Below are 18,609 nucleotides of genomic sequence, written 5' to 3'. Positions count from 1 at the left end.
CGTCTTCCTGCCGGGGTGGGAGGACGGGCTCTTCCCGAGCCAGCGGGCAATGGACGAAGAAGGGCTGAAGGGCCTCGAAGAGGAACGGCGTCTGGCTTACGTGGGCATCACGCGGGCGGAGGAGATCTGCACCATTTCCTTCGCGGGCAACCGCCGCGTCTATGGCCAGTGGCAAAGCCAGCTGCCCTCGCGCTTCATCGACGAATTGCCAGAGGACCACGTTGAGGTTCTGACCCCGCCGGGGCTCTATGGTCACCAGGGCGGCATGGGCGGCGGCACGCAGGATTTCGGCCGATCGGGGCTGGAGGAACGCGCCATGCGGGCCGATGTCTACAACAGCCCTGGCTGGAAGCGGCTTCACGCCAACCAGGGTGCGCGCGGCATGAGCCAGCCGCGCGAGGCCCGCGGTTTCACCATCGACGCGGCGGCAGAATCGGCTTTCACCATCGGCGAGCGCGTGTTTCACCAGAAATTCGGCTACGGACGGGTCGAGGGCGTGGAGGGCGACAAGCTGGAGATTGCCTTCGACAAGGCCGGCATCAAGCGCGTGGTGGGTCGGTTCCTGGTGTCCGCCGACGAAGCGGGAGACGTGCCCTTCTAGGGGCTAGTGCATCAGGATCGGCACTAGCGAGGCCACCAGGAGCAGCGCCATGGCGATGTTGAAGGCCCTGAGCCGCCCGCCCGTGCCCAGGAAGCGTTTGACCTGCACCCCCATCCACGCCCAGATCGAGACCGAGGGCAGGTTGATGCAGGCAAAGATGACGGCAACCATTAGCGCCCCCCACCATCCCGCGCCGTCTGGCGCGTAGTTGGTCTGGGCCGTGATCGACATGAAGATGGCCTTGGGGTTGACCCATTGGAAGGCCGCGGCCTGCAGAAAGGTCAGCGGTGTGCCCACGGGCTGGCCTTCTTTCGGGGGGGCGGCATTGGCGATCTTCCATGCAAGCCACAAAAGGTAGGCCGAGCACAGCACTGTCAGCACGATCCGCACCACCGGGAAGCTATGGAACACCTGCACCAGCCCGAGGCCAAGCACGAAGGTCATGAACCCGTGGCCCAGGCTGACGCCCAGCATATGGGGCAGGGTGCGCGCCAGCCCGAAATTGGCACCCGAGGCCATCAGCATCAGGTTGTTCGGCCCCGGCGTGATCGAGGTGGCCAGCGCATAGCCCATGAGGGCGAGGAGAAGCTCTTGTGTCATGGGGGCACGCTAGGCCCGATTCCAGGAAATGAAATTGCAAACTGACGCCTTTCGGGGCATTCTTTGCAACATATGACCAAGTTGGACCTAAAAGACCGGCAGATATTGCAACAGCTGTCCCGCGACGGGCGGATCAGCAACCTTGACCTTGCCGCGCGGGTCTCGCTGTCGCCCTCGGCCTGCCTGCGGCGTGTGCAGGCGCTGGAATCGGCAGGTGTCATCACCGGCTATCGCGCGGTGCTCGACCCGGTGAAGACCGGTATCGGGTTCACCGCCTATCTGACAGTGGGGTTGGGCGAGCATTCCAAGAAGGCGCAGGAAGCCTTCGAGCGGGCGATTTCCCGCAGCCCCGAGGTGCGCGAATGCCATAACATTACCGGCAACGTGGAATACCTTCTGCGCGTCGAGGCGGCGGATCTCGTGTCCTACAAGCGCTTCCACACCGATGTGCTGGGGGAGATTCCCCAGGTGGCGACCATCACAACCCATGTGGTGATGGCCTCGCCCAAGGACGACCGGGCCTGACGCCCAACATCTTCCGAAAATGAAAAAGGCGGTGACACCCAGGGAGGAGGAGGGGTGTCACCGCCAGATCTCAGCGTCCGAAAAGGGAGGAGGAGGACGCCGATGCTTTGGGCCGTGCGGCAAAGGGAGGAGGGGATCCGCCCGGCCCTGGTGTTGTGAGGCGGCGGCGCCAGGGAGGAGGAGAGGCGCCGCCGCTTCGTGTTGGGCCCTCAAGGGAGGAGGAGAGAGCCCGCAAGTCTGCCCCGTTCGGGGCGGTGTCTTTGCAGCGACGGCGCCAGGGAGGAGGAGAGGCGCCGTCGCTGGATCACGAACCCAAAGGGAGGAGGAAGGGTTCGTATGTCTGCCCCGCAAGGGGCGGTATTTTGGCGGCGACGCAAGGGAGGAGCGCGTCGCCGCAGGCGCTGCCGGAAAGGGAGGAGGACCCGGCAGCGAAAGCTATGATCAGCGGGCCTGTCCGTAGGCCGCGTCCAGCGCGATCGCACGGATCTGGCTGGGATGAATGCCAAGGTCGGCCATGTCGCGCGCGGTCAGGTTGCGCAGTTCATTGACCGTGGTGCGGTAGACGCGCCATGCGCTGTAGGCTTCGATCGCCTGCTCGCGGATTTCCGCGAAACGGGCCAGCAGCGAAAGCGGGGCTGCCTGGGTCTGGGTTGCGTAGGCCATTGCCTCTATCCTTATCCGGTCGGGTCCGTCGGTCTGCGTCGCTCTTGCCTGGCGGCGATCCGGCGCGGCCCCGTGTTTTGTTTCGATGGTCAAAAAATATCGCAATGCTGCGTCTGCACAATCCCCGAGATGCTCAATGCTGCCATGCAGCAAATGCATAACGTGAACGTAAAGCGCCCAAGAAACGGGCTGACCCAGGGGCAGGCTGATCGGTTTCGCAACCGGTTTCGGTATTTTGTGGGGGTGCACGCGGAGGCAAAGCGCCCTATCTCAGGGTCAGTGGGACAGGAACACATGAAAAGGACCCGAAGATGAGCCTCAGCCGCGACACGATTCTGGCCGCCCTCGACAGGCTTTCGCTGCCCGATGGCGGCACGCTTGTCAGCCGCGACATGGTGCGGGCCTTGCAGATCACCGGGGGCAAGGTGGCCTTCGTGATCGAGGCGGCCAGCCCCGAGGAGGCGCGTCGCCTTTCCTCCGTGCGCGACGCGGCCGAAGCCCTGGTGCGAGACCTGCCGGGGGTGGAGGCCGCCACGGTGGCGCTGACGGCGCATGGCCCCTCTGCCAAGCCCGCGCCGCAGCCCGCGGGGCAGGGCGAGCCGCCGAGCCTCAAGATCGGGGGGCACCCCAAGCCACAGCAGGGGTCCATGAAACCGGCCTCCGTTCAGCGCATCCTGGCCGTGGGATCTGGCAAGGGCGGGGTGGGCAAATCCACCGTTTCCTCCAACCTCGCCGTGGCGCTGGCGCGGCAGGGCCGCAAGGTTGGCCTGCTTGACGCCGATATCTACGGCCCCTCGCAGCCGCGTATGATGGGCGTGAACAAGCGCCCGGCCTCGCCCGATGGCAAGACGATCCTGCCGCTCTCGAACCACGGTGTGACGCTCATGTCGCTCGGCTTCATGCTGCCCGAGGATCAGGCGGTGGTATGGCGCGGGCCGATGCTGATGGGGGCCTTGCAGCAGATGCTGACGCAGGTCGAATGGGGCGAACTGGACGTGCTGATCGTGGACCTGCCGCCGGGCACGGGCGACGTGGCCATGACCCTGTGCCAGAAATCCGAGGTGACGGGGGCCATCGTGGTCTCGACCCCTCAGGACGTGGCGCTGCTGGATGCCAAGAAGGCGATCAACATGTTCCAGATGCTCAAGACGCCGATCCTGGGCCTCGTCGAAAACATGTCTGTCTACCACTGCCCCAATTGCGGGCACGAGGAACATATCTTCGGTCATGGCGGCGTGCAGCGCGAGGCCGAGCGCCTCGATGTGCCGTTCCTCGGTGCGCTGCCCATTTCCCTCGAAACCAGGCTGGCCGGTGATGGCGGCACCCCGATCGCGGCGGGCGAGGGGCCTATGGCCGAGGCCTATTCCGCCCTTGCCAGTCGACTCGTCGAAGGCGGAATGGCCTGACACCCGGCACCTGTTTTGCCCGCCATCAGGTGGGAAAACGCCCCCGGAAGCGCCGCTTCCGGGGTTTTTCTTGGTCCGGCATGGAAAAAATCTCCATTTTTTTCACCACCTACGCCACCCCTACATGTTGTGGTTCCTTCCTGCATGATCCGCTTCATATGCCATTTTTCGGACGCGATTTTTGTCTACATGCTGATTCTGGCGGGGCTCTGAACCAAGATGTGGGGAAAAATCCCATAAAAAGGGATTGATTGGGAAATCGTTCCATGAGACAACATCCGCACAGCAAACGAGATTCACCGGGACCAAGGCGCAAGACCGAAGGACCGGAACGAAAAAAGCAAAACGGCAGTTTCATACAGGCAATCTCATTCGCTGACACAGAGAGATCCGGCGCGCGGGCAGAGCAGACATCCCCCCCCAGGTAATGCGCGCGCAGTCGGACAACCCAGAGATGGGACGAGGGCGGCGGATTGGGCAGTGGCAGCTTGCCCGATCCGCCGTTGTCGTTTCGGGACGACGCAGAGAGCTAGATAGGAACAGGGGACGTGGAGCGCAGGTTTCAGGGCGAAAGCCTGAACAAGGTGGACGGAAAAGGCCGGGTGTCGATCCCGGTCAAGTTCCGTCGCGTGCTCCAGAATTCCGACAGCGAATATACCCCCGGCGGTGCTCCGCGGCTCTATATCGCCTATGGCGACCCCAACAAGAATTACCTTGAGTGCCTGTCCGGCGACGCGTTCGACGAGATCGACGCGATGATCAAGTCGGTTCAGCGCGGCACCAGGCTGCGCACGGTGCTGGAACACTTCTATTACGCGAAATGCGAGGCGACGACGGTGGATGATACCGGTCGCCTGGTTCTGCCGCCTGCGGCGCGCGACAAGATCGACCTGGGGGCAGAGGCGCTCTTCCAGGGCAAGGGCGACCAGTTCCACATCCTCAACCCCGAGGCGGGCAAGGATGCCGAGGACAATATCGAGGCGCTGCTGGCCTCGCTCGGGCAGGGCGACTTCTTCGACCCGCTCAGCCTGGTCGGTCAGCAGGCGGGTGGAGAGGAATGATGGCCCGCGCGGCATCCGACACCCCGGCGGCCGATCCCCATATTCCCGTTCTTCTGGAAGCGATCCTGACGGCCGTTGCGCCGGTCACGGGCACCTGGCTTGACGGCACGTTCGGTGCGGGCGGTTACACGCGCGGCCTGCTGTCCGCCGGTGCCGATCGCGTGATCGGCGTCGACCGCGACCCGATGGTCTTTCGCATGGCGCAGGACTGGGCGGGCGACTATGGCGACCGGCTGATCCTCGTCGAAGGCACCTTTTCCGATCTGGACCGCCACGCAGCCGGGGTGGGCTATCCCGCGCTTGACGGGGTGGTGCTCGATCTTGGCGTGTCCTCGATGCAGCTCGACCAGGCCGAACGCGGCTTTTCCTTCATGCGCGATGGACCGCTCGACATGCGCATGGGCCAGTCGGGCCCCTCTGCCGAGGACCTGGTGAATGATGCGCCGGAAGGCGCGCTGGCCGATATCCTGTTTCACTACGGTGAAGAGCGCGCCGCCCGCCGGATTGCCAAGGCCATCGTCCGGGAGCGAACGGAAACACGCATCAACTCCACACTTCAACTCGCTGGTATCGTTGAAAAATGCCTGCCACGCGCCAAGCCGGGGCAAAGCCATCCGGCGACCCGCAGTTTCCAGGCGATCCGGATCGCGGTGAACGATGAATTCGGCCAGCTGGTCGATGGGCTCAAGGCCGCCGAGCGGGCGCTTGCCCCGGGTGGCGCCCTCGCGGTCGTGACCTTCCATTCGCTCGAAGACCGAATCGCCAAGCGTTTCCTGCAAGATCGCGCCAGCTTCGGCGGGGGCGGGTCGCGCTATGCACCCGAGGCGTCGGCCCGCGAACCCGCCTTCACCCTGACCCCGCGCCGGGCCATCGCGCCCGAGGCCGAGGAAATCGCCCGCAACCCGCGCGCGCGCTCGGCCAAGCTGCGTGTCGCCCGCCGCACATCCAGCCCCGCCGCAGATCCCCATGCCGATGTCATGGGTCTGCCCCGCCTGTCGGAGATCCTCTAGCCATGCGTGGATTTCTCACCTTCCTGGCCGCCATCGTGGTCGTTGCGCTTGGATACTGGGCCTATCACCAGAACATTCAGACGCAGCAGGCCATCCGGGAGATCGAGCGCCTGCAGCGCGCCATCGTCGAGGAACGTGAACGTCTTGGCGTGCTGCGCGCCGAGTGGGCCTATCTCAACCGTCCCGACCGCTTGCGCGAATTGGTGGACCTGAACTTCGAGCGCCTTCAGCTTCTGCCGATGACGCCCGAGCAATTCGCCGATATGGACGAGGTGATCTGGCGGCCCGAAACCACCGAGATCGTCGAAGAGGTGCAGTTCAGCGCGTCCGAAGCGGAGGATCTGCCATGAGCGAACCCCGCCGCATCGCGCTGCGCCCGCTGGCGCGCATCCTCGACGCCCGCCAGAAGGGGGAAAACCCCGACGCCATCGAACGTGAAAACCTGCGCCTGCGCCACGAGCAGCAACGCGACAAGCTGCGCCAGCGCGCCGAAAGCCGGCTTTTCGTCATGGCGGTCTGCTTCTTCGCGGCCTTTTCGGCAGTGGCCTTCAAGATGAGCGTTCTGGCCACCTCGGAACCGGCGGAACCCTCTGTCGCGACCTCGGGCAGTTCCATCATCTCGACGCGCGCCGACATCGTCGATCGCGAGGGCAGGGTGCTGGCGACAAACCTGGTGACCAACGCGCTCTACGTTCATCCGCACGAGTTGATCGACCCGGCCGCCGCCGCAGAGGGCCTGGCCGCGATCTTCGACGACCTGGACGCGGATATGCTGTTGCGCCGCTTCTCGTCGGGTTCGCGCTTCATGTGGATCCGGGGCTCCATTTCGCCTGAGCAACAGCAGTTGGTGCATGATCTGGGCGAGCCAGGACTTCTCTTTGGCCCGCGCGAGATGCGCCTTTACCCCAATGGCGCGGTCGCAGCCCACGTGCTTGGCGGCGCGCGCTTCGGCGAGCAGGCTGTGAACGCGGCTGAGATCCTGGGCGTGGCGGGTGTCGAGGCGGAGTTCGACGCCGAGCTGCGCGACCCCAACCGCAACGGCCAGCCGCTGGAGCTGTCGCTCGACCTGACGGTGCAGGCCGCCGTGGAAGAGGTGCTGGCTGGGGGCATGACGCTGATGAACGCGCAAGGGGCCTCTGCCGTCCTGATGGATGCGCATACGGGCGAGGTCATTTCGCTGGCTTCGCTGCCTGATTTCGACCCCAACCAGCGCCCCCGCCCCCTGCTGGAAGGCGACCCGTCGCTGAGCCCGCTGTTCAACCGGGCGATCCAGGGCGTTTATGAACTGGGCTCCACCTACAAGCTCTTTACCGTGGCGCAGGCCCTCGAAGAGGGGCTGGTCAATTCGGAAACCATGATCGACACGCAGGGGCCCCTGCGCATGGCTGGCTTCAACATCAACGACTTCCACGATTACGGGCCGCGCCTGTCGGTTCATGACGTGCTGGTGCGCTCGTCCAATATCGGCACCGCACGCCTGGCCCAGATGATCGGCCCGGAACGCCAGCAGGACTTTCTAGGACGGCTCGGCCTGCTGGAGGCGATCGACTTCGACATGATCGAGGCCCGGCAAGGCCGCCCGATCTACCCGTCGAACTGGGGGCAGCTCTCGACCATGACCATTTCCTACGGGCATGGCATCTCGGCCACGCAGCTGCACCTTGCAGCGGCCTATGCCACGATGGTCAATGGCGGCACGCGGGTGACGCCCACGCTGCAACGCCAGGCCGGGCCGCAACTGGGCGAGCGGATCATTTCCGAGGAAACCTCTGCCCTTCTGCGCGAGATGTTACGTGCGGTCGTCAGGGACGAGGAAGGCACCGCCAATCTTGCGGAAATTCCCGGCTACGAGGTGGGCGGCAAGACCGGTTCGGCCGACAAGCCCAACCCGCAGGGCGGCTATTACGAGGATCGGGTCATCGCCACCTTCGCCTCGGTTTTCCCGGCCAACGATCCCGATTACGTGCTGGTGGTCACGCTTGACGAGCCATCGATCTCGGTTCTCGGCGAAACCCGGCGCACGGCGGGCTGGACGGCGGTGCCGGTGGCCGCCGAAGTGATCCGCCGGGTGGCGCCGCTTCTGGGTCTCGCGCCGCAGGACATTGATCCCGAGGTGGCCTATCGTCTATCCAGCTCCTCACAATAAGATGTGACTCGCGGGGGGTGGACCCCGCAGATATGGGGGGCTGATGGCCATCGACCCGAAACCGCTCTCGGCCCTGGGGCTGACCGCGACCCGCGGCGGGGATGCGTCCGTGACCGGCCTGTCGCTGGACAGCCGCACGGTTGAGACAGGCCACCTCTTTGCCGCGCTTCCCGGCAGCCGGGTGCATGGGGGTGAGTTCATCCAGTATGCATTGCGCCAGGGCGCGGGGGCGATCCTGACCGACCGGGCCGGGGCCGATCTGGCGCAGGCCGAGCTTGCGGGGGCGGATGCAGCCCTGGTGGTCGTCGAAGACCCCCGCGCGGCCTTCGCCCATGCCTGTGCGCTGTGGTTCGGGGCGCAGCCCGAAACCATGGTCGCGGTCACCGGCACCAACGGCAAGACCTCGGTGGCCAGCTTCACCCGCCAGATCTGGGCTGCGCTCGGCCGCGAGGCGGCCAATATCGGCACCACCGGCGTCGAAGGCGCCTTTTCAGCGCCGGGCATCCACACCACCCCCGATCCGCTGACGCTGCACAAACTCCTGTCCGAAATGGCCGGGGCGGGGGTGACCCATGTCTCGATGGAGGCCTCGTCGCATGGGCTCGACCAGCGCCGGATGGAAGCGGTGCATCTGGCTGCCGCCGCCTTCACAAATTTCACCCAGGATCACCTGGATTATCACGGCACGATGGAGGCCTATTTCGACGCCAAGGCGCGGCTGTTCACGGAACTCCTGCCCGAAGAGGCCACCGCCGTCATCAATCTCGACGACCCCAAGGGCGCACTTCTGGCCGATATCTGCGAACGGCGCGAGATCGAGGTCATCACCGTCGGCCAGTATGCCCAGGACGCGCGGCTCAAGATCACCGGGCGGCGGATGGATGAAACCGGGCAGGACGTTCTGTTCCGCTGGCAGGGGCAGAGCTACCAGGTGCGGCTCGATCTCATCGGCGCTTTCCAGGCGATGAACGTGCTGACGGCGGCAGGGCTGGTCATCGGCGCGGGCGAGGAACCCGCCGAGGTCTTTGCCGCGCTTCAGCAGGTGGAAGGCGTCCGGGGCCGGATGCAGCTGGCCGCTACGCGCGACAATGGCGCGCCGGTCTACGTGGATTACTCGCACACGCCCGACAGCATCGAAACCGCGCTCAAGGCGCTGCGGCCGCATGTTTTGGGGCGGCTCGTCATCGTTTTCGGTGCCGGCGGCGACCGCGACCGGGGCAAGCGGCCCCTGATGGGCAAGGCGGCGGCGGAAAACGCAGATGTGCTGATCGTGACCGACGACAACCCCCGCAGCGAAGACCCCGCCGCGATCCGCATGGAGGTTCTGGCTGGCTGTCCCGGCGCGACCGAGGTGGGCGACCGGGCCGAGGCGATCCTGCGCGGCGTCGACATGCTGGAGCCGGGCGATGCGCTGCTGATCGCGGGCAAGGGGCACGAGACCGGCCAGCAGGTGGGCGACGTGGTCTATCCCTTCGACGACGTGGAACAGGCCTCGGTGGCCGTGGCCGCGCTGGAGGGGCGGATATGAGCGCGCTCTGGACCGCAACCGAGGCCGCTCAGGCCACAGGCGGACAGGCGCGGGGCGACTGGCAGGTCGCGGGCGTGTCCATCGACACCCGCACGATCCGGCCCGGCGATCTCTTCGTGGCGCTGAAAGCGGCCCGCGACGGGCATGATTTCGTGGCGCAGGCGCTGGCGAGCGGGGCAGGGGCGGCGCTGGTCAGCCATGTCCCCGAGGGTGTCGGCGATGACGCGCCGCTCCTGATCGTGCCCGATGTGCTGGCCGCGCTGGAGGCGCTCGGCACCGCCGCCCGCGCCCGCACCGGGGCCAAGGTCGTGGCGGTCACAGGCTCTGTCGGTAAGACGACCACCAAGGAAATGCTGCGCACCGCGCTGTCGGCACTTGGGCGCACCCATGCGGCCGAGGCGAGCTACAACAACCACTGGGGCGTGCCCCTGACGCTGGCCCGCATGCCCGCCGATACGGAATTTGCCGTGATCGAGATCGGCATGAACCATCCCGGCGAAATCGCCCCGCTCTCGCGCCTGGCGCGGCCCCATGTGGGGGTGATCACCACCGTCGCCGCCGTCCACCTCGAAGCCTTCGAGTCCGTCGCGGGCATCGCCCATGAAAAGGCCGCGATCTTCGACGGGCTGGAGCCGGGCGGCATTGCCGTCATCAACGCCGATCTCGACACGACGCCCATCCTGCGCGCCAAGGCCGAGGAGATGGGTGCACGGGTCATCGGCGTGGGCGAGACGGGTCAGGCCCGGCTCGACGAGGTGACGCTCGGCGATACGGCCACCGTGGTCAGCGCCGAGCTGTCCGGCACGCCCATTCTCTTCAAGCTCGACGCCCCCGGTCGGCACCTGGCGCAGAACGCGCTGATGGTGCTGGCGGTGGTCGATGCGCTTGGCTACGACGTGACCCGCGCCATGCTGGCGCTAGGCGCCTGGCAGCCCGTGGACGGGCGCGGTCGGCGCGAGCGGATCGTGCTTAACGAAACCGATGACCAGGCAGTCGAACTGATCGACGACGCCTTCAACGCCTCGCCCACCTCGATGGCGGCAAGCCTGGAGGTTCTGGCCGCTGCCACGCCCGAGGGCCGGGGCCGCCGCATCGCGGTTCTGGGCGACATGCTGGAACTGGGGCCGACGGGGCCCGATCTTCATGCGGGGCTCGCCAGCCTGCCCGCGATGGAACGGATCGACCTCGTCTGCACCTCGGGGCCGCTCATGGCCCATCTCGACGCGGCCCTGCCCGCGGACCGCCGCGGCCCGCATACGCAAACGGCCGAGGAGATGGCCCGCCTTCTGCCGGGGCTTCTGACCCCCGGCGACATCGTGCTGGTCAAAAGCTCCAAGGGCTCGAAACTCTCGCTGGCGGTTGACGGCTTGCGAAAATTGGGTCAAGCGGCCCGTCAAAGCAAAGAGGACCCCCGCTAGATGCTGTATTGGCTGAACGAGCTGTCGGATGGCGGCGACTTTTTCAACCTGTTTAGGTATATCACCTTCCGGGCAGGCGGGGCGTTCTTCACGGCGCTGGTCTTTGGCTTCGTTTTCGGGCGGCCGCTGATCAACCTTCTGCGCCGCAAGTATCAAAACGGCCAGCCCATCCGCGAGGACGGACCCGAAAGCCACCTTCAGACCAAGGCAGGCACGCCGACTATGGGCGGCTTGCTGATCCTGGCCGCGCTGTCGCTGTCCACGCTTCTGTGGGCACGGCTCGACAATCCCTATGTCTGGCTGGTGCTGCTGGTCACCGTCAGCTTCGGGGCCATCGGTTTCGTCGACGACTACGCCAAGGTCAGCCGCAATTCGACCGCTGGCGTGTCGGGCAAGGTGCGTTTCGGCCTGGGTCTGCTGATTGCCGCGGTCGCGGCGGGCGTGGCGATGTATGTCCACCCCGAAGAGCTGTCGGGTCAGCTGGCCTTCCCGGTATTCAAGGATGTCCTTCTGAACATGGGCATTTTCTTCGTGCCCTTCTCGATGATCGTGATCGTGGGCGCGGCCAATGCGGTGAACCTCACCGATGGTCTCGACGGGCTGGCGATCATGCCGGTGATGATCGCGGCGGCCACTTTGGGCGTCATCGCCTATGCCGTGGGCCGGGTCGACTTCACCGAGTATCTCGACGTGCATTACGTGCCCGGCACCGGGGAGCTCCTGATCTTCACCGCCGGTCTCATCGGCGGCGGGCTTGGCTTCCTGTGGTATAACGCGCCGCCCGCGGCTGTCTTCATGGGCGATACAGGGTCGCTGGCGCTTGGCGGCGCGCTTGGCGCGATTGCCGTTTCCACCAAGCACGAGATCGTTCTGGCCATTGTCGGCGGGCTCTTCGTGGCCGAGGCGCTGAGCGTCATCATCCAGGTGCTCTACTTCAAGCGCACCGGCAAGCGTGTCTTCCTGATGGCGCCCATCCACCACCATTTCGAAAAGCGCGGATGGGCCGAGCCGCAGATCGTGATCCGGTTCTGGATCATCTCGCTGATCCTGGCACTGATCGGCCTGGCCACGCTGAAGCTGCGCTGATGGCAGCGGTCAGGGACAGGGGCGCGATGATCCGGGGCATGGCCCCGGTGCTTGACCCTGAGACCTGGCATTTCGTGACCGTGACGGATGTTTCTGTCATCGCAGACACCAGCCCGCTGGCCACTTTCGTGGAGGAAGAGGGACTGTCGCTGATCCTGTCGGAGGAGAACGCGACAGCGTCGGGATTGCCCACGGACATGGCGATGGCGCGCATCACACTGACCGTGCATTCGGCCTTGGATGGCGTGGGTCTGACCGCCGCGGTGGCGGGTGCGCTGGCCGAGGCTGGCATTCCCTGCAACATGGTTGCCGCCTTCCACCATGACCACGCCTTCGTGCCGCTTGCAGATGCCCCCCGCGCGCTGGCAATACTGAAGGCGCTGGCAGAGGCGGAGGGCGCGGCATGATCCCTGTTTTGGGTGTCGAGGGACAGAAGATCGCGGTGTTGGGGCTCGGACGGTCGGGCCTTTCGGCGGCGCGGGCCTTGCGCGCGGGCGGGGCTGACGTGCTGGCCTGGGACGATGGCGCCAAGGGGCGCGAGGCGGCCGAGGCCGAGGGTTTCGCGCTGGCCGATCTGACCCGGCCCGGCGCGCTGGAAGGGTGCGACGCCCTGATCACGAGCCCGGGCATCCCCCATCTCTACCCCACGCCGCACAAGGCCATTTCCGCGGCCTATGAGGCGGGGGTTCCGGTCGACAACGATATCGGTCTCTTCTTCCGCTCGCTCGGCGCGGCGGGGTGGGACGACATGGACACGCCGCCGCGCGTCATCGCGGTGACGGGCTCGAACGGCAAATCCACGACTTCGGCGCTCATCGCCCATATCCTGCGGGAAAACGGCACGCCGGTGCAGCTTGCGGGCAATATCGGGCGCGGGGTTCTGGATATCGAGCCGCCGGTCGATGGCGAGGTGATCGTGCTGGAACTGTCGAGCTACCAGACCGAGCTTGCCCGCGCGCTGACCCCCGATGTGGCTGTTTTCACGAACCTTTCGCCCGATCACCTCGACCGTCACGGCGGCATGGGCGGCTATTTCGCCGCCAAGCGCAGGCTCTTTGCCGAGGGTGGGCCGGACCGGGCGGTGATCGGGGTGGACGAACCCGAGGGGCAGTTCCTGGCCGGGCAGATGAGCGAGGGCAATGGCGACGGGCGGCTGATCCGCGTGTCGGTGGCGCGCAAGCTGTCGGGGCCGGGCTGGAACGTCTTTGCCCGCAAGGGCTTCCTTGCCGAATGGCGCAAGGGGCGGCAGGTGGCCTCGATCGACCTGCGCGCGGTCTCGGGGCTTCCGGGCGCGCATAACCACCAGAATGCCTGCTGCGCCTATGCGGCGGTGCGGGGGCTGGGGCTGGCCCCCAAAACCATCGAGGCGGCGTTCCATTCCTTTGCCGGCCTGCCGCATCGCTCGCAGCTGGTGGCGGAGCGGGACGGGGTGAAATTCATCAACGATTCCAAGGCGACGAATGTGGATGCGGCGGCCAAGGCGCTGTCGGCTTTCCCGCGCATCCGCTGGATCTGCGGGGGGCTTGAAAAGGAAGGCGGGCTGGAGGCCCTGGCCCCGGCGCTCGGGTCGGTGGTCAAGGCCTACGTGATCGGGCGCGAGGCGGAGAAGTTTGCCCTTCAACTGACTGATACGGAAGCGGAAACCTGCACCACCATGGAGGCTGCCGTGGCCCGCGCGGCGGCCGAGGCGAAACCCGGCGAGGTGGTGCTTCTGGCGCCTGCGGCGGCCAGTTTCGACCAGTATGACAATTTCGAACAGCGCGGCGAGGACTTCGCCCGGCAGGTCGCGAAACTGGACGCCTGACGCCCGCGAAACAGGGGGGCGCCCCCCGTACACCCCCTGTGCACCCCCCGTACACCCCCCATGCAGACGAAATCCGGTTTCGCTGCCTTCGGCATCGACCAATGGGCGCCCCTCCTCAACCCCCGCTTTCGCGGGGGCCTCGTCGGGCCGCGTTGCCACGGGCTTGTGGCGGCGGGCGGTGCGTTTTTCTTGCGCTTTGCGCGGGTGGGCCGGTCAGGATGCCTCCGGCGGGGGTATTTGGACAAAGAAGAAGGGGGCGGGTCGCGCGGACGGAAAAGGGAGCGGACGCGCGCGAGACCGTGCCATGCGACGGTAACCCGTGGGGCAGGGAGACCCTCCTTCGGTCCCATTCTCGTCACAGTGTTCCGGCAGGCTGACCCCGTGACCAGTATCGGGGGACGAGGCATGACTCGCGTATCCGTCTTCGTCGATGGCGAAAACATCTCGGCCAATCATGCGCCGGGCATCCTGTCGGCGGCGCGGGCGCTTGGCACGGTCGACCTGATACGGGTCTATGGCGATGCAGGGCTTTTGAAGGCCTGGGACGAGGTCGCGGAATTCCGGCTGGTGCATTCGGGCATGGGCAAGAACGCCGCCGATCTGCTGCTCTGTGTCGATGCGATGGAGCGCGGCCTTGGCGGGGCCTGCGACGTGGTGGTGATCGCCAGTTCCGACGGCGACTTCCGCCACCTGGCCGAACGGTTGCGCGAAGGCGGTCTGATGGTGGTCGGCATGGGGCAGGAACGGGCCGGGATGCGCTTCAAGGCCAGTTGCAGCCGTTTCATCGTCTTGCGCGGGGCCGCGGCGGGGCAAGAGGGCAAGCTGGCTGCCGCAAACCCGGGGGAATCACCCCCTCAGCTTCAGCCGCGAGGTCTGCCTAGCCCGCCTGCCGTGCCCGAGACCGCAGGTCGCGTGAAGAACCTGACCCGCAAGATCCGTGCGGCCCTGGAAGCCCAGTCATGCGCGGGCCGGGGCCTGACGCTAAGCGAGTTGCAGATCCACATGCGCACAAGGCATGGCGTGAGCATCGGGGCCTATCCGGAAAAGACATGGCGCGGGTATCTCGAGGCCCGGCCGCAGGTATTCGTGCTGGACCCGAAGGGGCCCGAGGCCCGCGTGCGGCTTCGCCCGGGCCTGTCCCGGCTGACCGAGATTCGGGTCGCGGCGGAATAGGCGGGCGGATCAACCCAAGCCGGCCAGCACGGAGCCGAACGCGATGAAGGCGACGCCGCCCCAGGCCATGCCCGAGAGGCCTTCGCCCAGGACGGGCGCGGTGCGGTGCGCGATCTCGGAGCCGCCTTGCACGGCGTGAGCCTGCGCGCCAGGCATCGCGTCTGTCCCATGCCCCTAGCCCCACGGCAGTTTTCAGGCTAGAGTGGCCCCAGATCCGGGGCAAACCCGGACGAGCAGAGGCAATTCGGGCGGTTCCCATGACGGAAATGGCGCATGGCACGGTGGTCGTGCAATCGGGCGAGGCGATTCTGCCGCGCTGGTGGCGGACTGTGGACAGGGGCACGATTGCCTGCATCCTCGCGCTGTTCATGATCGGGCTGTTGCTGGGCTTCGCGGCCTCGCCGCCCCTGGCCGAGCGCAACGGCCACGATCCCTTCTATTACGTCACGCGGCAGGCCTTCTTCGGCGGCATGGCCTTCCTGGCGATGATCCTGACCTCGATGATGAGCCCCACGCAGGTGCGCCGGCTTGGGGTCCTGGGCTTCTTCGCGGCCTTCGCCTCGCTGGTGCTGCTGCCGGTCTTTGGCACCGATTTCGGGCAGGGCGCGACGCGCTGGTATTCGCTTGGCTTTGCCAGCGTGCAACCGGCGGAGTTCCTCAAGCCCGTCTTCGTGATCTTCACCGCCTGGATGATCGCCGCGAGCCAGGAAATCGCCGGGCCCCCGGGGAAGACGGTGTCGCTGCTGGTGATGCTGGTCATCGTGGGGTTCCTGGTGATGCAGCCCGATTACGGGCAGGGGGCGCTGATCCTCTTTGCCTGGTCGGTGATCTATTTCGTGGCCGGCGCGCCGATCTGGATCCTGGGCGGCGTGGCCGCGCTGGTCTGCGTGGGCGGTGTCTTCGCCTATTCGAATTCCGAGCACGTGGCCCGGCGCATCGACGGGTTCCTGTCGGCCGAGGTCGATCCCAACACGCAGCTGGCCTATGCGGCGAACGCGATCCGCGAGGGGGGCATCTTTGGCACCGGGCTTGGCGAGGGTTCGGTCAAGTGGACGCTGCCCGATGCGCATACGGATTTCATCATCGCGGTCGCGGCCGAGGAATACGGGCTGGTGCTGGTGCTGGTCATCATCGGGCTGTTCGCCACGGTGGCCCTTCGTGCGCTCTTCCGGCTGATGAAGGAACGCGATCCCTTCACCCGGCTGGCCGGGGCGGGGATTGCCGCGCTCTTCGCGCTTCAGTCGATCATCAACATGGGCGTGGCGGTGCGGCTGCTGCCGGCCAAGGGCATGACGCTACCTTTCGTCTCTTACGGCGGGTCGTCCTTGATCGCGACGGGGATTGCGGTAGGGATGCTGCTGTCGTTCACGCGGTCGCGGCCGCAGGGCGATATCGGCGACATTCTTCTGCATCGGCACAGGTGATTTCATGGCGGACGGCCCCCTTCTTGTCATTGCGGCTGGCGGCACCGGCGGGCACATGTTCCCCGCCCAGGCCCTGGCCGAGGCGATGATCCGAAAGGGCTGGCGGGTGCGGCTGTCGACGGATGCGCGCGGGGCGCGCTACGCGGGCGGTTTTCCCCACGTGGTCGAGGTGCGGCAGGTGGCCTCGGCCACCTTCGCGCGCGGCGGCGTTCTGGCCCGGGCGGTGGCCCCGTTCCGCATCCTGGGCGGGATCGTGGCCGCGACGATCGGCATGATGCGCGACAGGCCCGCCGTGGTGGTGGGCTTTGGGGGCTACCCCTCGATCCCCGCCCTCGCGGCGGCCTGGATCACGCGTCGGCCGCGCATGATCCACGAACAGAACGGGGTTCTGGGGCGGGTGAACCGGCTCTTTGCCACGCGGGTCGACCGGGTCGCCTGCGGCACATGGCCAACCAGCCTGCCCGCCGGTGTCGAGGGCGTGCATACCGGGAACCCGGTGCGGGGCACGGTGCTGGAGCGGGCGGGCGCGGCCTATATCGCGCCGGGCGATTACCCGATGAGCCTGCTGGTTTTTGGCGGCAGCCAGGGCGCGCGCATCCTGTCGGACGTGGTGCCCGCTGCCGTGGCGCTGCTGCCCGAGGACATCCGCCGTCACCTGCGCGTGGCCCAACAGGCCCGGCCAGAGGACCAGGACCGGGTCATTGCCGCTTATTACGAGATCGGCGTGCAAAGCGAGGTGGAGCCCTTCTTTCGCGACATTCCCCGGCGCCTGTCCGAAGCGCAGCTGGTCATCAGCCGCTCGGGCGCGTCCTCGGTCGCGGATATCTCGGTCATCGGGCGGCCCGCGATCCTGGTCCCCTATGCCGCCGCCACCGCCGATCACCAGACCGCCAATGCGCGCGGGCTGGTCGAAGCCGGCGGGGCTATCCGCATTCCCGAACGCAAGTTCACCCCCGAGGCGCTGGCCGAGGCCATCGCCGCCGTGCTGAGCCAGCCCGATGCCGCCGCCGAGATGGCGCGCGCCGCGCTGTCGGTTGGCATGCCCGATGCGACCGGGCTGCTGGTCGACCTGGTCGAGGAGTTGGCCGATGCCGGGTAGTGCCGTGCTCTCCACCCGGAGGATCGCGGCCCGCAGGGCCGCGCCCGGCCCCGGAGGGCGACCCTGCGGGTCGCAGCCCGAAACAGACGAGGACAGACCATGAATGCCGCCGCCACCAAGCTGCCCACCCAACTGGGGGCCATCCATTTCGTCGGGATCGGCGGCATCGGCATGTCGGGGATCGCCGAGGTGCTGCTCAACCACGGCTACGCGGTGCAGGGCTCTGACCTGAAGCCCTCGAAGATCACCGAACGCCTGGAAGCGCTCGGCGCGCAGGTCTTCATCGGCCAGAAGGCCGAGAACCTGGAGAATGCCGAGGTCGTGGTGATCTCGTCGGCGATCAAGCCGGGCAACCCGGAACTGGACGCGGCGCGCGCCAGCGGCCTGCCCGTCGTGCGCCGGGCCGAGATGCTGGCCGAGCTGATGCGCCTGCGCTCGAACGTGGCCATCGCGGGGACGCATGGCAAGACCACCACCACGACGATGGTGGCCACCTTGCTGGACGCGGGCGGGGTCGACCCCACGGTGATCAACGGCGGCATCATCCATGCCTACGGGTCGAACGCGCGGGTGGGGCAGGGCGACTGGATGGTGGTCGAAGCCGATGAAAGCGACGGCAGCTTCAACCGCCTGCCCGCGACCATCGCCATCATCACCAATATCGACCCCGAGCACATGGAGCACTGGGGCGATTTCGACCGGCTGCGGCAGGGCTTTCTCGATTTCGCCTCGAACATCCCCTTCTACGGGCTCGTGGTCTGCTGCACCGATCACCCCGAGGTGCAGAGCCTTGTCGGCAAGATCACCGACCGCCGGGTTGTGACCTACGGCTTCAACGCGCAGGCCGATGTGCGCGCGGTCAACCTGCATTACGAAAACGGCATCGCCCATTTCGACGTGCAGCTGAACAATGACGACCAGGTCATCGAGGGCTGCACCCTGCCGATGCCGGGCGATCACAATGTCTCGAACGCCCTGGCGGCCATCGCGGTGGCGCGCCACCTTGGCATGAAGTCGGCCGAGATCCGCGAGGCGCTGGCCCAGTTCAAGGGCGTGAACCGCCGC

19 protein-coding genes are annotated in these 18,609 nt (G+C 66.7%); 16 read left to right on the top strand and 3 right to left on the bottom strand.

The features are described from left to right. Positions 1 to 601 (top strand): 3'-5' exonuclease (locus ACEQXV_RS09010; protein ID WP_370268851.1); only part of this gene is annotated, 601 nt, incomplete at its 5' end. 3 nt (positions 602 to 604) lie between these two features. On the opposite strand, the gene ACEQXV_RS09005 is transcribed toward ACEQXV_RS09010, so the two are convergent. Then, positions 605 to 1,201 (bottom strand): LysE family translocator, encoded by a 597-nt coding sequence (locus ACEQXV_RS09005; protein ID WP_370254373.1) that lies wholly within the window; start codon positions 1,199 to 1,201, stop codon positions 605 to 607. Between the two features lie 72 nt (positions 1,202 to 1,273). On the opposite strand from ACEQXV_RS09005, the gene ACEQXV_RS09000 reads away from it, so the two are divergent. After that, positions 1,274 to 1,726, top strand: coding sequence for an Lrp/AsnC family transcriptional regulator (locus tag ACEQXV_RS09000; RefSeq protein WP_370254371.1), 453 nt, complete (start codon positions 1,274 to 1,276; stop codon positions 1,724 to 1,726). A gap of 441 nt (positions 1,727 to 2,167) precedes the next feature. On the opposite strand, the gene ACEQXV_RS08995 is transcribed toward ACEQXV_RS09000, so the two are convergent. Further along, entirely contained in the window at positions 2,168 to 2,389 is a 222-nt protein-coding gene (locus ACEQXV_RS08995; RefSeq protein WP_370254426.1) for a DUF1127 domain-containing protein, read from the bottom strand. Between the two features lie 311 nt (positions 2,390 to 2,700). Between ACEQXV_RS08995 and ACEQXV_RS08990 the strand changes: the two genes are divergently transcribed. The 11 genes from ACEQXV_RS08990 (at position 2,701) to ACEQXV_RS08940 (ending at position 15,021) form a co-directional block, all read left to right on the top strand. After that, positions 2,701 to 3,795: an Mrp/NBP35 family ATP-binding protein gene (locus ACEQXV_RS08990; RefSeq protein ID WP_370268849.1), complete on the top strand. Its 1,095-nt coding sequence runs from the start codon at positions 2,701 to 2,703 to the stop codon at positions 3,793 to 3,795. Between the two features lie 548 nt (positions 3,796 to 4,343). After that, on the top strand, positions 4,344 to 4,856 hold the full coding sequence (locus tag ACEQXV_RS08985; RefSeq protein WP_370254423.1) for a division/cell wall cluster transcriptional repressor MraZ: 513 nt from the start codon (positions 4,344 to 4,346) through the stop codon (positions 4,854 to 4,856). Beyond that, a complete protein-coding gene (gene rsmH, locus ACEQXV_RS08980) occupies positions 4,856 to 5,866 on the top strand; it encodes a 16S rRNA (cytosine(1402)-N(4))-methyltransferase RsmH (RefSeq protein WP_370254421.1) in 1,011 nt (336 codons plus the stop codon). Before ACEQXV_RS08985 ends, rsmH begins: the two co-directional genes overlap by 1 nt. 2 nt (positions 5,867 to 5,868) lie before the next feature. Beyond that, complete coding sequence (locus ACEQXV_RS08975; protein ID WP_370254419.1) at positions 5,869 to 6,216, top strand: cell division protein FtsL; 348 nt, start codon at positions 5,869 to 5,871, stop codon at positions 6,214 to 6,216. Continuing rightward, complete coding sequence (locus ACEQXV_RS08970; protein ID WP_370268847.1) at positions 6,213 to 8,012, top strand: peptidoglycan D,D-transpeptidase FtsI family protein; 1,800 nt, start codon at positions 6,213 to 6,215, stop codon at positions 8,010 to 8,012. Before ACEQXV_RS08975 ends, ACEQXV_RS08970 begins: the two co-directional genes overlap by 4 nt. Before the next feature lie 43 nt (positions 8,013 to 8,055). After that, positions 8,056 to 9,540, top strand: coding sequence for a UDP-N-acetylmuramoyl-L-alanyl-D-glutamate--2,6-diaminopimelate ligase (locus tag ACEQXV_RS08965; protein WP_370268845.1), 1,485 nt, complete (start codon positions 8,056 to 8,058; stop codon positions 9,538 to 9,540). Then, the gene (murF, locus tag ACEQXV_RS08960) at positions 9,537 to 10,958 is read left to right on the top strand and encodes a UDP-N-acetylmuramoyl-tripeptide--D-alanyl-D-alanine ligase (RefSeq protein ID WP_370268844.1); all 1,422 of its coding nucleotides are present in this window, start codon (positions 9,537 to 9,539) and stop codon (positions 10,956 to 10,958) included. Before ACEQXV_RS08965 ends, murF begins: the two co-directional genes overlap by 4 nt. Beyond that, positions 10,959 to 12,044, top strand: coding sequence for a phospho-N-acetylmuramoyl-pentapeptide-transferase (gene mraY / locus ACEQXV_RS08955; protein WP_370254413.1), 1,086 nt, complete (start codon positions 10,959 to 10,961; stop codon positions 12,042 to 12,044). It begins immediately after the preceding gene. After that, positions 12,044 to 12,451 carry an ACT domain-containing protein gene (locus tag ACEQXV_RS08950; protein ID WP_370254412.1) on the top strand — a complete coding sequence of 136 codons (408 nt, stop codon included), beginning with the start codon at positions 12,044 to 12,046 and terminating at the stop codon, positions 12,449 to 12,451. The genes mraY and ACEQXV_RS08950 overlap by 1 nt, the downstream gene beginning before the upstream one ends. Next, positions 12,448 to 13,848, top strand: a complete 1,401-nt coding sequence (murD, locus tag ACEQXV_RS08945; protein WP_370268843.1) for a UDP-N-acetylmuramoyl-L-alanine--D-glutamate ligase — start codon at positions 12,448 to 12,450, stop codon at positions 13,846 to 13,848. Before ACEQXV_RS08950 ends, murD begins: the two co-directional genes overlap by 4 nt. Before the next feature lie 405 nt (positions 13,849 to 14,253). Continuing rightward, positions 14,254 to 15,021, top strand: a complete 768-nt coding sequence (locus ACEQXV_RS08940) for an NYN domain-containing protein (protein ID WP_370268841.1) — start codon at positions 14,254 to 14,256, stop codon at positions 15,019 to 15,021. A gap of 9 nt (positions 15,022 to 15,030) precedes the next feature. On the opposite strand, the gene ACEQXV_RS08935 is transcribed toward ACEQXV_RS08940, so the two are convergent. Further along, a complete protein-coding gene (locus ACEQXV_RS08935) occupies positions 15,031 to 15,177 on the bottom strand; it encodes a hypothetical protein (RefSeq protein ID WP_370255508.1) in 147 nt (48 codons plus the stop codon). A gap of 101 nt (positions 15,178 to 15,278) precedes the next feature. Between ACEQXV_RS08935 and ftsW the strand changes: the two genes are divergently transcribed. The 3 genes from ftsW to murC form a co-directional block, all read left to right on the top strand. Further along, complete coding sequence (ftsW, locus tag ACEQXV_RS08930) at positions 15,279 to 16,445, top strand: putative lipid II flippase FtsW (protein WP_370255507.1); 1,167 nt, start codon at positions 15,279 to 15,281, stop codon at positions 16,443 to 16,445. A 4-nt stretch (positions 16,446 to 16,449) separates the two neighbouring features. Then, the gene (locus ACEQXV_RS08925; RefSeq protein WP_370268839.1) at positions 16,450 to 17,544 is read left to right on the top strand and encodes a UDP-N-acetylglucosamine--N-acetylmuramyl-(pentapeptide) pyrophosphoryl-undecaprenol N-acetylglucosamine transferase; all 1,095 of its coding nucleotides are present in this window, start codon (positions 16,450 to 16,452) and stop codon (positions 17,542 to 17,544) included. Positions 17,545 to 17,643: 99 nt separating this feature from the next. Further along, a partial coding sequence (murC, locus tag ACEQXV_RS08920) for a UDP-N-acetylmuramate--L-alanine ligase (RefSeq protein WP_370268837.1) occupies positions 17,644 to 18,609 on the top strand: 966 nt, incomplete at its 3' end.

The organism is Nioella sp. (assembly GCF_964229645.1).
GTDB lineage: Bacteria > Pseudomonadota > Alphaproteobacteria > Rhodobacterales > Rhodobacteraceae > Nioella.
The sequence above is the reverse complement of the archived record's forward strand: the minus strand, read 5'-3'. Positions and strand labels throughout refer to the sequence as shown.

Coding starts and splice junctions, on each gene's coding strand:
- ACEQXV_RS08940 (WP_370268841.1), top strand. CDS start 14,254: ATGACTCGCGTATCCGTCTTCGTCGATGGCGAAAACATCTCGGCCAAT.
- murF (WP_370268844.1), top strand. CDS start 9,537: ATGAGCGCGCTCTGGACCGCAACCGAGGCCGCTCAGGCCACAGGCGGA.
- ftsW (WP_370255507.1), top strand. CDS start 15,279: ATGACGGAAATGGCGCATGGCACGGTGGTCGTGCAATCGGGCGAGGCG.
- ACEQXV_RS08965 (WP_370268845.1), top strand. CDS start 8,056: ATGGCCATCGACCCGAAACCGCTCTCGGCCCTGGGGCTGACCGCGACC.
- ACEQXV_RS08990 (WP_370268849.1), top strand. CDS start 2,701: ATGAGCCTCAGCCGCGACACGATTCTGGCCGCCCTCGACAGGCTTTCG.
- ACEQXV_RS08970 (WP_370268847.1), top strand. CDS start 6,213: ATGAGCGAACCCCGCCGCATCGCGCTGCGCCCGCTGGCGCGCATCCTC.
- ACEQXV_RS08935 (WP_370255508.1), bottom strand. CDS start 15,177: ATGCCTGGCGCGCAGGCTCACGCCGTGCAAGGCGGCTCCGAGATCGCG.
- mraY (WP_370254413.1), top strand. CDS start 10,959: ATGCTGTATTGGCTGAACGAGCTGTCGGATGGCGGCGACTTTTTCAAC.
- ACEQXV_RS09000 (WP_370254371.1), top strand. CDS start 1,274: ATGACCAAGTTGGACCTAAAAGACCGGCAGATATTGCAACAGCTGTCC.
- rsmH (WP_370254421.1), top strand. CDS start 4,856: ATGGCCCGCGCGGCATCCGACACCCCGGCGGCCGATCCCCATATTCCC.
- ACEQXV_RS08950 (WP_370254412.1), top strand. CDS start 12,044: ATGGCAGCGGTCAGGGACAGGGGCGCGATGATCCGGGGCATGGCCCCG.
- ACEQXV_RS08995 (WP_370254426.1), bottom strand. CDS start 2,389: ATGGCCTACGCAACCCAGACCCAGGCAGCCCCGCTTTCGCTGCTGGCC.
- murD (WP_370268843.1), top strand. CDS start 12,448: ATGATCCCTGTTTTGGGTGTCGAGGGACAGAAGATCGCGGTGTTGGGG.
- ACEQXV_RS08925 (WP_370268839.1), top strand. CDS start 16,450: ATGGCGGACGGCCCCCTTCTTGTCATTGCGGCTGGCGGCACCGGCGGG.
- ACEQXV_RS09005 (WP_370254373.1), bottom strand. CDS start 1,201: ATGACACAAGAGCTTCTCCTCGCCCTCATGGGCTATGCGCTGGCCACC.
- ACEQXV_RS08975 (WP_370254419.1), top strand. CDS start 5,869: ATGCGTGGATTTCTCACCTTCCTGGCCGCCATCGTGGTCGTTGCGCTT.